General features: G+C 60.0%; 16 protein-coding genes. 1 reads left to right on the top strand and 15 read right to left on the bottom strand.

Translation table 11 applies throughout. The features are described 5' to 3' along the window. Window position 1: 1 nt before the first annotated feature. Window positions 2–493: a single-stranded DNA-binding protein gene (locus RTH74_RS16535; RefSeq protein WP_003463262.1), complete on the bottom strand. Its 492-nt coding sequence runs from the start codon at window positions 491–493 to the stop codon at window positions 2–4. 9 nt (window positions 494–502) lie between these two features. Beyond that, window positions 503–1,897, bottom strand: coding sequence for an MFS transporter (locus tag RTH74_RS16530; protein WP_316915368.1), 1,395 nt, complete (start codon window positions 1,895–1,897; stop codon window positions 503–505). 135 nt (window positions 1,898–2,032) lie between these two features. On the opposite strand from RTH74_RS16530, the gene uvrA reads away from it, so the two are divergent. Beyond that, on the top strand, window positions 2,033–4,867 hold the full coding sequence (gene uvrA / locus RTH74_RS16525; RefSeq protein ID WP_099526274.1) for an excinuclease ABC subunit UvrA: 2,835 nt from the start codon (window positions 2,033–2,035) through the stop codon (window positions 4,865–4,867). Between the two features lie 46 nt (window positions 4,868–4,913). On the opposite strand, the gene bfr is transcribed toward uvrA, so the two are convergent. The 13 genes from bfr to rplR form a co-directional block, all read right to left on the bottom strand. After that, entirely contained in the window at window positions 4,914–5,378 is a 465-nt protein-coding gene (gene bfr, locus RTH74_RS16520; RefSeq protein ID WP_106733406.1) for a bacterioferritin, read from the bottom strand. 135 nt (window positions 5,379–5,513) lie between these two features. Next, the gene (gene katG, locus RTH74_RS16515; RefSeq protein WP_316915367.1) at window positions 5,514–7,664 is read right to left on the bottom strand and encodes a catalase/peroxidase HPI; all 2,151 of its coding nucleotides are present in this window, start codon (window positions 7,662–7,664) and stop codon (window positions 5,514–5,516) included. A 249-nt stretch (window positions 7,665–7,913) separates the two neighbouring features. Then, entirely contained in the window at window positions 7,914–8,300 is a 387-nt protein-coding gene (rplQ, locus tag RTH74_RS16510; RefSeq protein ID WP_003243945.1) for a 50S ribosomal protein L17, read from the bottom strand. Between the two features lie 44 nt (window positions 8,301–8,344). Next, window positions 8,345–9,346 (bottom strand): DNA-directed RNA polymerase subunit alpha, encoded by a 1,002-nt coding sequence (locus RTH74_RS16505; protein ID WP_099526271.1) that lies wholly within the window; start codon window positions 9,344–9,346, stop codon window positions 8,345–8,347. A gap of 22 nt (window positions 9,347–9,368) precedes the next feature. After that, entirely contained in the window at window positions 9,369–9,989 is a 621-nt protein-coding gene (gene rpsD / locus RTH74_RS16500) for a 30S ribosomal protein S4 (protein WP_099526270.1), read from the bottom strand. A gap of 17 nt (window positions 9,990–10,006) precedes the next feature. Further along, window positions 10,007–10,396 (bottom strand): 30S ribosomal protein S11, encoded by a 390-nt coding sequence (gene rpsK / locus RTH74_RS16495; protein ID WP_003243933.1) that lies wholly within the window; start codon window positions 10,394–10,396, stop codon window positions 10,007–10,009. 30 nt (window positions 10,397–10,426) lie between these two features. After that, the gene (rpsM, locus tag RTH74_RS16490) at window positions 10,427–10,783 is read right to left on the bottom strand and encodes a 30S ribosomal protein S13 (protein WP_003463275.1); all 357 of its coding nucleotides are present in this window, start codon (window positions 10,781–10,783) and stop codon (window positions 10,427–10,429) included. A 133-nt stretch (window positions 10,784–10,916) separates the two neighbouring features. Continuing rightward, window positions 10,917–11,033 (bottom strand): 50S ribosomal protein L36, encoded by a 117-nt coding sequence (rpmJ, locus tag RTH74_RS16485; protein ID WP_002555468.1) that lies wholly within the window; start codon window positions 11,031–11,033, stop codon window positions 10,917–10,919. A gap of 28 nt (window positions 11,034–11,061) precedes the next feature. Next, on the bottom strand, window positions 11,062–12,390 hold the full coding sequence (gene secY, locus RTH74_RS16480) for a preprotein translocase subunit SecY (RefSeq protein WP_099526269.1): 1,329 nt from the start codon (window positions 12,388–12,390) through the stop codon (window positions 11,062–11,064). Then, on the bottom strand, window positions 12,391–12,822 hold the full coding sequence (gene rplO, locus RTH74_RS16475) for a 50S ribosomal protein L15 (protein ID WP_099526268.1): 432 nt from the start codon (window positions 12,820–12,822) through the stop codon (window positions 12,391–12,393). It lies immediately after the preceding gene. 2 nt (window positions 12,823–12,824) lie between these two features. After that, window positions 12,825–13,004: a 50S ribosomal protein L30 gene (gene rpmD / locus RTH74_RS16470; protein WP_003243922.1), complete on the bottom strand. Its 180-nt coding sequence runs from the start codon at window positions 13,002–13,004 to the stop codon at window positions 12,825–12,827. Between the two features lie 2 nt (window positions 13,005–13,006). Continuing rightward, a complete protein-coding gene (rpsE, locus tag RTH74_RS16465; RefSeq protein ID WP_099526267.1) occupies window positions 13,007–13,507 on the bottom strand; it encodes a 30S ribosomal protein S5 in 501 nt (166 codons plus the stop codon). Window positions 13,508–13,510: 3 nt separating this feature from the next. Next, window positions 13,511–13,861 (bottom strand): 50S ribosomal protein L18, encoded by a 351-nt coding sequence (rplR, locus tag RTH74_RS16460; RefSeq protein ID WP_017675612.1) that lies wholly within the window; start codon window positions 13,859–13,861, stop codon window positions 13,511–13,513. Window positions 13,862–13,867 lie beyond the last annotated feature (6 nt).

Genomic DNA, 13,867 nt, shown 5'->3' with positions numbered 1-13,867 from the left:
ATCAGAACGGGATATCGTCATCGAAGCTGTCGTAGTCAGGCGCTGGCTGGGCCTGCTGTGGAGCAGGACGCTCCTGACGCGGAGCCTGTTGCGGCTCACGCTGCGGGGCCGGACGCGATTGACGCGGAGCGCCACCTTCATCACCGCTCGGACGACCGCCCAGCAGCTGCATGGTGCCCTGCATGTCGACGATGATCTCGGTGGTGTAACGCTTGATGCCGTCCTTTTCCCACTCGCGGGTCTGCAGCTTGCCTTCGATGTACACTTGCGAACCCTTGCGCAGGTACTCGCCGGCGATCTCGGCGACCTTGCCGAACAGGGCGACGCGGTGCCACTCGGTTTTCTCGACCTTCTGCCCGGTCTGCTTGTCGGTCCACTGCTCGCTGGTTGCCAGGCTCAGGTTGGTGACCGCGTTGCCGCTGGGCAGGTAGCGTGTTTCCGGGTCCTGGCCGCAGGTACCGACCAGAATGACTTTGTTAACCCCACGGGCCATAACGTTCTCCTAGACTCGGCACGCCGCTGGCGCCGATGTGATCAGGCTTTCCAGCGTCGTGCGATCCACTTGTTGGGTATCGACTTTGATATAGATGGCCGCTTCGTCGACCACCACCACGGCGTCCGCCACTCCCGGCGTCGCCTTGAGGCGTTCGACCAGTCCGACATCGGCCAGTGCCGCGGCATCGAGCGGCAGGCGCAAACTGGTCACGTACGGCGGTTCGCGCATAGTAACAGCAATAGCCAGCCAAATTGCACAGAGCGCTGCGCAGCCGATGAAGACACCGCCCAGGCCAACGTGCTGATACAGCCAGCCGCCAAGAATGCCGCCCAATGCCGCGCCGAGGAACTGACTGGTGGAATACACCCCCATCGCCGTGCCCTTGCCGCCAGCTGGCGCCACCTTGCTGACCAGCGACGGCAGCGAGGCTTCGAGCAAGTTAAAGGCGGTGAAGAACACCACGATACCCAGTACCAGCGCACGCAAACTGCTGCCGAAGAAGGCAAAGTAAAGTTCGCAGACCAGCAATACGCTGACGGCCCCCAGCAGCACGCGCTTCATCTGGCGTTTTTTCTCGCCGTAAATGATGAACGGCACCATGCCGAAGAAACCGATCAACAGCGCGGTGAGATACACCCACCAATGTTCCTCCTTGACCAGTCCACCCTGCTCCACCAGCGCCAGCGGCAGGGCGACGAAACTGGCCATGAGCACTGCATGCAAGGCCAGGATGGCGAAGTCCAGGCGCAGCAGATCGGCGTGCTTGAGCGTCGGCCACAGTGCCTGTGCCGCCACGCCGGACTCGCGATGTTGTAGCGGGCCGGCGTCTTTCGGCACGATGCCAGCGACGATAAGAATGCCGAGCAACGCCATCGCCCCGGTGGCCCAGAACAGCCCGGACAGGCCGAAGGCGCGAGTCAGCAGCGGGCCAATGACCATGGCCACGGCGAACGACAGGCCAATGCTCATACCGATCATGGCCATGGCCTTGGTGCGATGTTGCTCGCGAGTCAGGTCCGACAACAGTGCCATCACCGCCGCGGAAATCGCGCCAGCACCCTGCAGCACGCGTCCGGCGATAACGCCCCAGATCGAATCGGCATTGGCCGCCAGCACGCTGCCAGCGGCGAAGATCAGCAACCCGACGTAGATCACCGGGCGTCGGCCAATACGATCACTGAGCATGCCGAAGGGAATTTGCAGCACAGCCTGGGTCAAACCATAGGCACCGATGGCCAGGCCGATCAGCGCGGGCGTACTGCCCGCCAGATCCATGCCGTAGGTGGCCAGCACCGGCAGCACCATGAACATGCCCAGCATACGAAACGCGAACACCATAGCCAGGCCGCCGGCCGCGCGGGTCTCGCTACTACTCATGCGCTCGCTGTGCGAATCGTGCATCGAATAAACCCTGAGGAAATCAGCCGGCGATTCTAGCAGCCGCCATCGTTTCGGCACAGGCGCACACTTTGCCGCAGGGCAGCAGCAAGCCCTATACTCGACCGTTTTCCGCCCGCCCAGCGAGGCCCGTTGTAAGTGGACAAGATTCTGATTCGTGGGGCCCGTACCCACAACCTGAAGAACATCGACCTGACCCTGCCACGCGACAAGCTGATCGTGATCACCGGCCTGTCCGGTTCCGGCAAGTCTTCCCTGGCCTTCGACACGCTGTACGCCGAAGGCCAGCGCCGTTATGTCGAATCGCTGTCGGCTTACGCCCGGCAGTTCCTGTCGATGATGGAAAAGCCCGATGTCGACACCATCGAAGGCCTGTCGCCGGCGATTTCCATCGAACAGAAGTCCACCTCGCACAACCCGCGCTCGACCGTCGGCACCATCACCGAAATCTACGATTACCTGCGCCTGCTCTATGCCCGCGCCGGTATTCCGCGCTGCCCGGATCACGACGTGCCGCTCGAAGCACAAACCGTCAGCCAGATGGTCGACCAGGTGCTGGCCCTGCCGGAAGGCCGCAAGCTGATGCTGCTGGCACCGGTGATCCGCGAGCGCAAGGGCGAGCATCTGTCGGTATTCGAGGAGCTGCGCGCGCAGGGCTTCGTCCGTGCCCGCGTCAACGGCAAGCTGTTCGAACTGGACGAGCTGCCCAAGCTGGACAAGCAGAAGAAGCACTCCATCGACGTGGTGGTGGATCGCTTCAAGGTCCGTGAAGACCTGCAGCAGCGGCTGGCCGAGTCTTTCGAGACAGCGCTTGGCCTGGCGGACGGCATCGCCCTGATCGCCCCCATGGATGATGAGCCAGGCGAAGAAATCATCTTCTCCGCGCGCTTCGCCTGCCCGCACTGCGGCCACTCGATCAGCGAGCTGGAACCCAAGCTATTCTCCTTCAACAACCCGGCCGGTGCCTGCCCGACCTGCGACGGCCTGGGCGTGAAGCAGTTCTTCGACGTCAAGCGCCTGGTCAATGGCGAACTGACCCTGGCCGAAGGCGCCATACGCGGCTGGGACCGGCGCAACGTCTACTACTTCCAGATGCTCGGTTCGCTGGCCGCACACTATGGCTTCAGCCTCGAAGAGCCCTTCGACGAGTTGGCCGCCGAACACCAGAAGGTCATTCTGTTCGGCAGCGGCACGCAGAACGTCGACTTCAAGTACCTCAACGACCGCGGCGACATCGTCAAACGCTCGCACCCTTTCGAGGGCATCATCCCCAACCTCGAACGCCGCTACCGCGAGACCGAGTCGGCCAGCGTGCGCGAGGAGCTGGCCAAGTTCCTCAGCACCCAGCCCTGCCCCGACTGCCGCGGCACGCGCCTGCGCCGCGAAGCGCGGCATGTCTGGGTCGGCGAGAAGACTCTGCCGGCAGTGACCGGCCTGCCGGTTGGCGATGCCTGCGATTACGTCGCCAATCTGCGTCTGACCGGACGACGCGGCGAGATCGCCGAAAAGATCCTCAAGGAAATCCGCGAGCGCCTGCAGTTCCTGGTCAACGTCGGCCTCGATTATCTGACTCTGGATCGCAGCGCCGACACCCTTTCAGGCGGCGAAGCGCAGCGCATCCGCCTGGCCAGCCAGATCGGCGCTGGCCTGGTGGGCGTGATGTACATCCTCGATGAACCGTCCATCGGCCTGCACCAACGCGACAACGAGCGTCTGCTGGGCACCCTCAACCACCTGCGCAGCCTGGGCAATACGGTGATCGTGGTCGAACACGACGAAGACGCCATTCGCATGGCCGATTACGTGGTCGATATCGGCCCGGGCGCCGGCGTGCACGGCGGACGCATCGTCGCCGAAGGCACGCCCGACGAGGTGATGAATCACCCCGACTCGTTGACCGGCAAATACCTGTCCGGCCGCGAGAAGATCCGTTATCCAGCGCAGCGCACGCCGCGTGATAAGAAGAAACTGCTCAAGCTCAAGGGCGCACGGGGCAACAACCTGCGTAATGTCGATCTGGAAATTCCGGTGGGCCTGCTTACCTGCGTCACCGGCGTATCCGGCTCGGGCAAGTCGACGCTGATCAACAACACCCTGTTCCCGCTGACCGCTACGGCTTTGAACGGTGCAACCACTCTGGAAGCGGCGGCGCACGACTCCTTCGACGGCCTGCAACACCTGGACAAGGTGGTCGACATCGACCAGAGCCCGATCGGCCGTACGCCACGCTCCAACCCGGCCACCTACACCGGCCTGTTCACACCGATTCGCGAGCTGTTCGCCGGGGTGCCGGAATCACGCTCGCGCGGTTATGGCCCAGGCCGCTTCAGTTTCAACGTCAAGGGCGGGCGCTGCGAGGCGTGCCAGGGCGACGGCGTGATCAAGGTGGAGATGCACTTTCTGCCGGACATCTACGTGCCGTGCGACGTGTGCAAGGGTAAGCGCTACAACCGCGAAACCCTGGAAGTGAAGTACAAGGGCAAGAGCATCACCGAAGTGCTGGACATGACCATCGAGGAGGCCCGCACCTTCTTCGACGCCGTGCCGGCCATCGCCCGCAAGCTGCAGACGTTGATGGACGTCGGGCTGTCCTATATCAAGCTGGGCCAGAGCGCGACCACCCTGTCCGGCGGCGAGGCGCAGCGGGTCAAGCTGAGTCGCGAGCTGAGCAAGCGCGATACCGGCAAGACCCTGTACATCCTCGACGAGCCGACCACCGGCCTGCACTTCGCCGATATCCAGCAACTGCTGGACGTGCTGCACCGCCTGCGCGACCACGGCAATACCGTGGTGGTGATCGAGCACAACCTGGACGTGATCAAGACTGCCGACTGGCTGGTGGATCTCGGCCCGGAAGGCGGCTCCAAGGGCGGCATGATCATCGCCACCGGTACACCAGAGGATGTTGCAGCCAACCCGGCCTCGCATACCGGGCACTTCCTCAAACCCCTGCTGGAACGCGACCGCGCCTGAAACGAAAGAGCCCCGCACATGCGGGGCTCTTTTTGGGCAAGTCAGCTTACATCTGGCTTTGCAGGTACTTCTCCAGACCCAGCTTGTCGATCAGCTGCAGCTGGATCTCCAGCCAGTAGGCGTGGTCTTCCTCGGTGTCCTTGAGCTGCAGCAAGAGGATGTCGCGGCTCTGATAATCCTGATGTTTCTCGCAGAGTTCGATGCCTTTGCTCAGGGCGGCTCGCACTTCGTACTCCAGATCAAGATCGAGCTTCAGTGCTTCTGGGACGGTCTGGCCGAACTTGAAGGCATTGGGCGCCATGTCCGGTACACCCTCGAGGAAGATGATGCGCTTGAGCAGGGCATCAGCGTGCTGGGTTTCCTCTTCCATCTCGTGGTTGATGCGCTCGTAGAGCTTGCTGAACCCCCAGTCCTCATACAGCCGAGAATGGATGAAATACTGGTCGCGCGCAGCCAGTTCGCCCTTGAGCAGATGCTTGAGATAGTCGATGACTTCGGTATGGCCTTTCATGCCGGCAATCCTTGTTGCATTCGTGAGCAGTTGGTAATGCTCCGCCTGACGCCCGGCTCGGTCAAGCAAAAGCACAACGCCTCCACGAGGGAGGCGTTGCGGTTTACTGACGCACCGCTGGTGCGCCACTCAGGCTCAGGCCAGATCGAAACGATCCAGGTTCATCACCTTGGTCCAGGCGGCGACGAAGTCCTTGACCAGCTTCTCCTTGCCGTCAGCACTGGCATACACCTCGGCATAGGCGCGCAGCACCGAGTTGGAGCCGAACACCAGATCGTTACGGGTGGCCGTGTATTTCACCTGGCCATCCTTACGTGTACGCCCCTCGAAGACTTCGTTGCTGTCATCGGCGGCCTTCCATACGGTGCCCATATCCAGCAGGTTGACGAAGAAATCGTTGGACAGCACACCGACCTTGTCGGTGAACACGCCATGCTGACTGCCGTCGTGGTTGGCGCCCAGTACACGCAGGCCGCCGACCAATGCAGTAAGCTCCGGTGCGGTCAGTGTCAGCATCTGCGCCTTGTCGATCAACATTGCCTCGGTGGGCACGCCCAGATTGCCTTTGCTGAAGTTACGGAAACCATCGGCAGCAGACTCCAGCACATCGAAGGACTCGACATCGGTCTGATCCTGACGCGCATCGACACGGCCAGCCGCGAACGGCACGTCCACCGCCACACCAGCCGCCTTGGCTGCCAGCTCGACACCGACATTACCGGCCAGCACGATCACGTCAGCCAGAGAGGCCTTGCCGGATGCCTGCTGGATTGCTAACAGCTTCGGCAGCACCTGAATCGCCCGCTGGTTGGCGGCCCAATCCTTCTGCGGCGCCAGAGCCAGGCGAGCACCGTTGGCACCACCACGCTTGTCGCCACCGCGGAAGGTCGAGGCCGAAGCCCAGGCCACGGACACCAGATCACCGATCGAAATCCCCGAAGCAGCGATCTTCGCTTTCAGATCGGCGATATCGGCAGCGCTTGGGTTATGGGTGGCAGCCGGTAGCGGGTCTTGCCAGATCAAGTCCTCTTTCGGCACTTCCGGGCCGAGGTAGCGGGCTTTCGGCCCCATGTCACGGTGAGTCAGCTTGTACCAGGCACGCGCGAAGGCATCGGCGAAGGACTGCGGATCTTCATAGAAGCGCTTGGAAATCTTGCCGAACTCTGGATCGAAGCGCAGGGTGAGGTCGGTAGTGAGCATGGTCGGTTTGTGGAATTTTCCCGGCACATGCGCGTCTGGAATGATCTCCGGCGCATCCTTGGCCACCCACTGCTTGGCGCCAGCTGGCGATTTGGTCAGTTCCCATTCGAACTTGAACAGGTTCTCGAAGAAGTTGTTACTCCACAGCGCCGGTGTCTTCGTCCAGGTCACTTCCAGGCCACTGGACACCGTGTCCTTGCCCGAGCCGCTGCCGAAGTTACTGGTCCAGCCCAGGCCCTGTGCTTCGATGGGCCCGCCTTCCGGCTCCGGTCCCTTGTGCGACTCAGGGGCTGCGCCGTGGCATTTGCCGAAGGTGTGACCGCCGGCGATCAACGCGACGATCTCTTCGTCGTCCATTGCCATGCGATAGAACGTGGCACGAATATCCTTGGCTGCAGCCATATAGTCGCCGCTAGCGTTGGGACCTTCCGGGTTCACGTAGATCAGGCCCATGTGAGTAGCGCCGAAAGGCGCAGCCAGCTCGCGATCGTCATTGACGCGCTTAGGGTCGACCCCCAGCCAGGCGACTTCGGCGCCCCAGTTCACGTCCTGATCCGGCTCCCACACATCTTCACGGCCCCCGGCGAAGCCGAAGGTGCGGAAGCCCATGGATTCCAGCGCAACGTTACCGGCAAGGATGTACAGGTCAGCCCAGGAAATCGACTGGCCATACTTCTGCTTGATCGGCCACAGCAGGCGACGCGACTTGTCGATGTTGACGTTATCCGGCCAAGAGTTCAGCGGCGCAAAACGTTGCTGGCCACGACCGCCACCGCCACGGCCGTCGGTAGTGCGATAGGTACCGGCAGAGTGCCAGGCCATACGGATGAACTGCGGGCCGTAGTGCCCGAAGTCGGCAGGCCACCAATCCTGGCTGTCGGTCATGAGCTTGACCAGATCGGCCTTGAGGGCCTTGTAGTCGAGTTTCTTGAAAGCTTCGGCGTAGTTGAATTTCTCGCCCAGCGGATTGGATCGGTCCGAATGCTGATTCAGCAAGTCCACACGCAGCTGATTCGGCCACCAATCTTTGTTGGCTGTGCCGCCACCGGCCACATGGTTGAACGGACACTTACCTTGGTTCGACATGGTTCTCTCCTTCTCCTCATCGGGTCGGTCCCAACGAGTGCGACCAACGATGGAACAAGCCTAGACCGGCTTTACCAGGCAAACCAATTCATGAAGCGTAACGGCGCGATAGTTATTTTCTTTTGCGAAACGCAGCGCTTCGGCAACACCCCTGTTTGCGCAGCAGGCGCTCAAGAACGGGCTCGAAGCGCGATATTTCAGGCAACAAAAAACCGGGCACTAGGCCCGGTTTTTTGTACAACCAGCAACTTACTCGGCAGCTTCTACCGAACCGCCGACCGGACGGTCGACCAGTTCAACGTAAGCCATCGGAGCATTGTCACCAGCGCGGAAACCGCACTTGAGGATGCGCAGGTAGCCGCCGTTACGGGTGGCGTAGCGCTTGCCCAGATCGTTGAACAGTTTGCCAACGATAGCTTTCGAACGAGTACGGTCGAAAGCCAGACGACGATTGGCAACGCTGTCTTCCTTGGCCAGGGTGATCAGCGGCTCGGCAACGCGACGCAGTTCCTTGGCTTTCGGCAGGGTAGTTTTGATCAGCTCGTGCTCGAACAGCGAGACCGCCATGTTCTGGAACATGGCCTTGCGGTGAGCGCTGGTGCGGCTGAGGTGACGGCCACTTTTACGATGACGCATGGTTCAATTCCTTACCAAACTTGTTCGTTCGGTGATGATGACGATCAGGCAGTGGCCTTATCGTCTTTCTTCAGACTTGCCGGCGGCCAGTTGTCGAGGCGCATACCGAGGGACAGACCGCGAGAAGCCAGAACATCCTTGATTTCGGTCAGGGATTTCTTGCCCAGGTTCGGGGTTTTGAGCAGCTCTACTTCAGTGCGCTGAATCAGGTCACCGATGTAGTAGATGTTCTCTGCCTTGAGGCAGTTTGCCGAACGTACGGTCAGCTCCAGGTCATCGACGGGGCGCAGCAGGATCGGATCAATCTCGTCTTCCTGCTCGACCACCACAGGCTCACTGTCACCTTTGAGGTCGACGAACGCGGCCAACTGCTGCTGCAGAATGGTCGCGGCACGGCGGATAGCCTCTTCAGGGTCCAGAGTACCGTTGGTTTCCAGATCGATAACCAGCTTGTCCAGGTTGGTGCGCTGCTCGACACGGGCGTTTTCCACCACGTAAGCAACCCGACGCACAGGGCTGAACGAAGCATCCAGCTGCAAGCGACCAATGCTGCGGCTTTCATCTTCGTCGCTCTGACGTGCGTCAGCCGGCTCATAGCCGCGACCACGAGCTACGGTGAGCTTCATGTTCAGCGCGCCATTGGAGGCCAGGTTGGCGATTACGTGGTCGCCATTGACGATTTCGACATCGTGATCCAGCTGAATATCGGCAGCGGTAACTACGCCCGGGCCCTTTTTAGCCAGAGTCAGGGTCACTTCGTCACGGCCGTGCAGCTTGATAGCCAGACCTTTCAGGTTGAGCAGGATCTCGATGACATCTTCCTGCACACCTTCGATCGCGGAGTACTCATGGAGTACGCCATCGATCTCGGCCTCGACTACTGCACAGCCAGGCATGGAGGACAACAGGATGCGACGCAGCGCGTTGCCCAGGGTATGGCCAAAGCCACGCTCGAGAGGCTCGAGGGTGATCTTGGCGCGGGTCGAACTGACCTCCTGCACATCAATGTGACGGGGGGTCAGGAACTCATTTACCGAAATCTGCATGGATGCACCTATTTTCTAGCCCTTACTTGGAGTAGAGCTCGACAATCAGGCTCTCGTTGATGTCAGCGGACAGATCGCCACGAGCCGGTACGTTCTTGAACACACCAGACTTCTTCTCGGCGTCTACTTCTACCCACTCAACACGGCCACGTTGGGCGCAGAGCTCGAGAGCCTGAACGATGCGCAGCTGATTGCGCGATTTCTCGCGAACAGCAACGACGTCGCCAGCCTTAACTTGGTAGGACGGTACGTTTACGGTCTGACCGTTGACGCTGATCGCTTTGTGCGAAACCAGCTGACGGGACTCGGCACGAGTAGCGCCAAAACCCATACGGTAAACCACGTTGTCCAGACGGCACTCCAGCAGTTGCAGCAGATTCTCGCCGGTGGCGCCTTTCTGGCTGGCAGCTTGCTTGTAGTAACCGCTGAATTGACGCTCCAGTACGCCGTAGATACGACGAACTTTTTGCTTCTCACGCAGCTGGGTGCCGTAGTCGGACTGACGGCCACGGCGCTGGCCGTGGATACCCGGAGCTGCTTCGATGTTGCACTTAGATTCAAGCGCGCGAACACCACTCTTCAGGAAGAGATCGGTGCCTTCACGACGAGACAGTTTGCATTTGGGACCAATGTAACGAGCCATTTCTCACTGTCTCCTGATTACACGCGACGCTTCTTCGGCGGACGGCACCCGTTGTGCGGGATTGGCGTCACGTCGGTGATGCTGGCGATTTTGTAGCCGCAGGCGTTCAGAGCACGCACGGCGGATTCGCGACCCGGACCTGGACCTTTGACGTTGACGTCGAGGTTCTTCAGACCGTATTCCAGTGCAGCCTGACCAGCACGTTCAGCGGCGATCTGGGCAGCGAATGGAGTGGACTTACGCGAGCCGCGGAAACCCGAACCACCGGAGGTAGCCCAGGACAGGGCGTTACCCTGACGGTCGGTAATGGTCACGATAGTGTTGTTGAAAGACGCATGGATGTGGGCGATGCCATCAACCACTGTCTTTTTGACTTTTTTACGAGTACGAGCAGCAGGTTTTGCCATGACTAAATTCCTGTCGATTCGCGAATGCGATTACTTGCGGATCGGCTTACGCGGGCCCTTACGGGTGCGAGCGTTGGTCTTGGTACGCTGACCGCGAACCGGCAGACCTTTACGATGACGCAGGCCGCGGTAGCAACCTAGATCCATCAAGCGCTTGATCTTCATATTCACTTCACGACGCAGGTCGCCTTCGGTATTCACCTTGGCTACTTCGCCACGCAGCTGTTCGATCTGCTCGTCAGTCAGATCCTTGATTTTCGCAGCCGGATTTACACCGGTAGCGGCACAGATTTTCTGTGCAGTGGTGCGACCAACACCAAAGATGTAGGTCAGCGAGATAACAGTGTGCTTGTTATCCGGAATGTTAACGCCTGCAATACGGGCCATTCAGTGGAACTCCAATTGACAGCTACCTACGCCCCGGAAGCCAAGAAATAGGGCGCGAGATATTAACGCTGTAATAACAAATAATCAACCCGGCAGCACACTAGCTGCCGGGCTTATCACGCGTGGTTCACACTCAGCCTTGGCGCTGCTTGTGACGCGGCTCTGCGCTGCAGATCACCCGCACGACACCTTCGCGACGGATAATTTTGCAGTTACGGCACAGCTTTTTCACCGATGCACGAACTTTCATTACCAACTCCTCGAACCTTACGGGTGGATCAGCGGAGCATGCCGCTGCCATAGCCCTTCAGGTTGGCTTTCTTCATCAGGGAATCGTACTGGTGAGACACGAGGTGCGATTGCACTTGGGACATGAAGTCCATCACAACCACGACCACGATCAGCAACGAGGTCCCGCCAAGGTAGAACGGAACGTTGGCTGCAACCACCAGGAACTGGGGCAGCAGGCACACGGCCGTCATGTACAGAGCACCGAACATGGTCAAGCGAGTCAGAACGCCATCGATATAGCGCGCAGACTGCTCGCCCGGACGGATGCCCGGAATAAAGGCACCGGACTTCTTCAGGTTTTCCGCTACGTCTTTCGGGTTGAACATCAGCGCTGTGTAGAAGAAGCAGAAGAAAATGATCCCTGCACTAAACAGCAAAATGTTCAACGGCTGACCAGGAGCGATAGCCTGCGAAATGTCCTGCAGCCAGCCCAAACCCTCGGACTGGCCAAACCAGGCACCCAGCGAGGCCGGGAACAGCAGAAGGCTGCTAGCGAAGATGGCCGGGATTACGCCCGCCATGTTCACCTTCAACGGCAAGTGGCTGGTCTGCGCAGCAAAGACCTTGCGGCCCTGCTGACGCTTGGCGTAGTGCACCGCAATGCGACGCTGACCACGCTCAATGAACACCACAAAACCGATGATCGCTACTGCCAACAGGCCGATGGCGATCAGAGCGAAGATGTTGATATCGCCCTGGCGAGCAGACTCGAAAGACTGCCCGATTGCCGACGGCAGACCGGCTACGATGCCCGCAAAAATCAGCATCGAGATACCGTTACCGACACCGCGCTCAGTGATCTGCTCGCCCAGCCACATCATGAACATCGCGCCCGCCACGAAAGTGGTGACCGCCACGAAGTGGAAGCCGAAATCGCCCGAGAACGCAACGCCCTGGCTAGCCAGACCAGCGGACATACCGATGGCCTGAACGAACGCCAGGACGAGTGTGCCGTAGCGGGTGTACTGGCTGATCTTGCGACGGCCAGCTTCACCTTCCTTCTTCAACTGCTCCAGCTGCGGGCTGACGGCGGTCATCAGCTGCATGATGATCGATGCCGAGATGTACGGCATGATCCCCAGTGCAAAGATGCTCATCCGCTCCAGCGCGCCGCCGGAAAACATGTTGAACAAGCTAAGAATGGTCCCCTCATTCTGTCGAAACAGATCGGCCAGACGGTCAGGGTTTATACCGGGAACTGGGATATGCGCGCCGATTCGATAGACGATGATCGCCATGAACAGAAAACGCAGACGAGCCCAGAGTTCGGACAACCCGCCACCAGCCAGAGCAGAGAGAGCACCTTGCTTAGCCATTTATTCCTCGAACTTACCGCCAGCTGCTTCGATAGCCGCACGCGCACCTTTGGTGGCAGCGATACCTTTCAGGGTGACCGCACGGGTAACCTCACCGGACAGCATGACTTTCACACGCCGTACGTGTTGGCCAACCAGATTGGCATCCTTCAGAGCCTGCAGAGTCACAACACCCTCTACCTTGTTCAGCTCGGAGGTACGCACTTCGGCGCGATCCATAGCCTTCAGGGAGACGAAGCCGAACTTCGGCAGACGGCGGTGCAGCGGCTGCTGACCACCCTCGAAGCCCGGAGCGATGGAGCCACCGGAGCGAGAGGTCTGACCTTTGTGGCCACGGCCACCAGTCTTACCCAGACCGCTACCGATGCCACGGCCCGGACGGTGCTTCTCGCGACGGGCACCCGGCGCGGAACGCAGATCGTTCAGTTGCATGATTAACCCTCCACCTTCAGCAGGTAGTAAGCCTTGTTGATCATGCCGCGGTTTTCCGGAGTATCCAGAACCTCTACGGTGTGACCGATGCGACGCAGGCCCAGGCCCTTGACGCAAGCTTTGTGATTGGCCAGACGGCCATTGGTGCTCTTGATCAGAGTCACTTTGACGGTATTAGCCATGGTTAGAGAATCTCCTCGACGCTCTTGCCACGCTTGGCTGCAACGGATGCTGGAGACTGCATGGTCTTCAGACCCTTGAAGGTGGCATGAACCACGTTCACCGGATTGGTCGAGCCGTAGCACTTGGCCAGAACGTTCTGCACACCAGCCACTTCCAGCACGGCACGCATGGCGCCGCCGGCGATGATACCGGTACCTTCGGACGCCGGCTGCATGTACACCTTGGAGGCGCCATGAGCGGACTTGACCGGGTACTGCAGAGTGGTGCCGTTCAGATCAACTTGGATCATGTTACGACGAGCAGCTTCCATCGCTTTCTGGATAGCAGCTGGAACTTCGCGGGATTTGCCACGGCCGAAACCGACGCGACCCTTACCATCACCTACCACGGTCAGCGCGGTGAAAGTGAAGATACGGCCACCCTTTACGGTCTTGGCAACGCGGTTAACCTGAACCAGCTTCTCGATGTAGCCTTCGTCGCGCTTTTGGTCGTTATTTGCCATAACTTAGAACTCCAGCCCGCCTTCACGAGCAGCATCAGCCAGCGCCTTGACGCGGCCGTGGTACTTGAAGCCAGAACGGTCGAATGCCACCTGGGTCACACCAGCGGCTTTCGCACGCTCAGCAACCAGCGCACCAACTTTCTTGGCTGCGTCGACGTTGCCGGTGGCGCCATCACGCAGTGCTTTGTCCAAGGTAGAGGCGCTGGCCAGAACCTTGCTGCCGTCGGCCGAGATGACCTGGGCGTAGATGTGCTGCGAAGAGCGGTACACGCACAGACGCACGGCTTCGAGCTCGTGCATTTTCAGGCGTGCTTTGCGAGCGCGACGCAGACGAGTAACTTTTTTGTCGGTCATTTTTCA

The organism is Pseudomonas sp. zfem001 (assembly GCF_032621725.1).
Lineage (GTDB): Bacteria > Pseudomonadota > Gammaproteobacteria > Pseudomonadales > Pseudomonadaceae > Aquipseudomonas > Aquipseudomonas sediminis.
Note: the sequence above shows the minus strand (reverse complement) of the source record. Positions and strands in the feature narration are given on the sequence as shown.

Coding starts and splice junctions, on each gene's coding strand:
- RTH74_RS16535 (WP_003463262.1), bottom strand. CDS start 493: ATGGCCCGTGGGGTTAACAAAGTCATTCTGGTCGGTACCTGCGGCCAG.
- RTH74_RS16530 (WP_316915368.1), bottom strand. CDS start 1,897: ATGCACGATTCGCACAGCGAGCGCATGAGTAGTAGCGAGACCCGCGCG.
- bfr (WP_106733406.1), bottom strand. CDS start 5,378: ATGAAAGGCCATACCGAAGTCATCGACTATCTCAAGCATCTGCTCAAG.
- katG (WP_316915367.1), bottom strand. CDS start 7,664: ATGTCGAACCAAGGTAAGTGTCCGTTCAACCATGTGGCCGGTGGCGGC.
- rplQ (WP_003243945.1), bottom strand. CDS start 8,300: ATGCGTCATCGTAAAAGTGGCCGTCACCTCAGCCGCACCAGCGCTCAC.
- RTH74_RS16505 (WP_099526271.1), bottom strand. CDS start 9,346: ATGCAGATTTCGGTAAATGAGTTCCTGACCCCCCGTCACATTGATGTG.
- rpsD (WP_099526270.1), bottom strand. CDS start 9,989: ATGGCTCGTTACATTGGTCCCAAATGCAAACTGTCTCGTCGTGAAGGC.
- rpsK (WP_003243933.1), bottom strand. CDS start 10,396: ATGGCAAAACCTGCTGCTCGTACTCGTAAAAAAGTCAAAAAGACAGTG.
- rpsM (WP_003463275.1), bottom strand. CDS start 10,783: ATGGCCCGTATTGCAGGCGTTAACATTCCGGATAACAAGCACACTGTT.
- rpmJ (WP_002555468.1), bottom strand. CDS start 11,033: ATGAAAGTTCGTGCATCGGTGAAAAAGCTGTGCCGTAACTGCAAAATT.
- secY (WP_099526269.1), bottom strand. CDS start 12,390: ATGGCTAAGCAAGGTGCTCTCTCTGCTCTGGCTGGTGGCGGGTTGTCC.
- rplO (WP_099526268.1), bottom strand. CDS start 12,822: ATGCAACTGAACGATCTGCGTTCCGCGCCGGGTGCCCGTCGCGAGAAG.
- rpmD (WP_003243922.1), bottom strand. CDS start 13,004: ATGGCTAATACCGTCAAAGTGACTCTGATCAAGAGCACCAATGGCCGT.
- rpsE (WP_099526267.1), bottom strand. CDS start 13,507: ATGGCAAATAACGACCAAAAGCGCGACGAAGGCTACATCGAGAAGCTG.
- rplR (WP_017675612.1), bottom strand. CDS start 13,861: ATGACCGACAAAAAAGTTACTCGTCTGCGTCGCGCTCGCAAAGCACGC.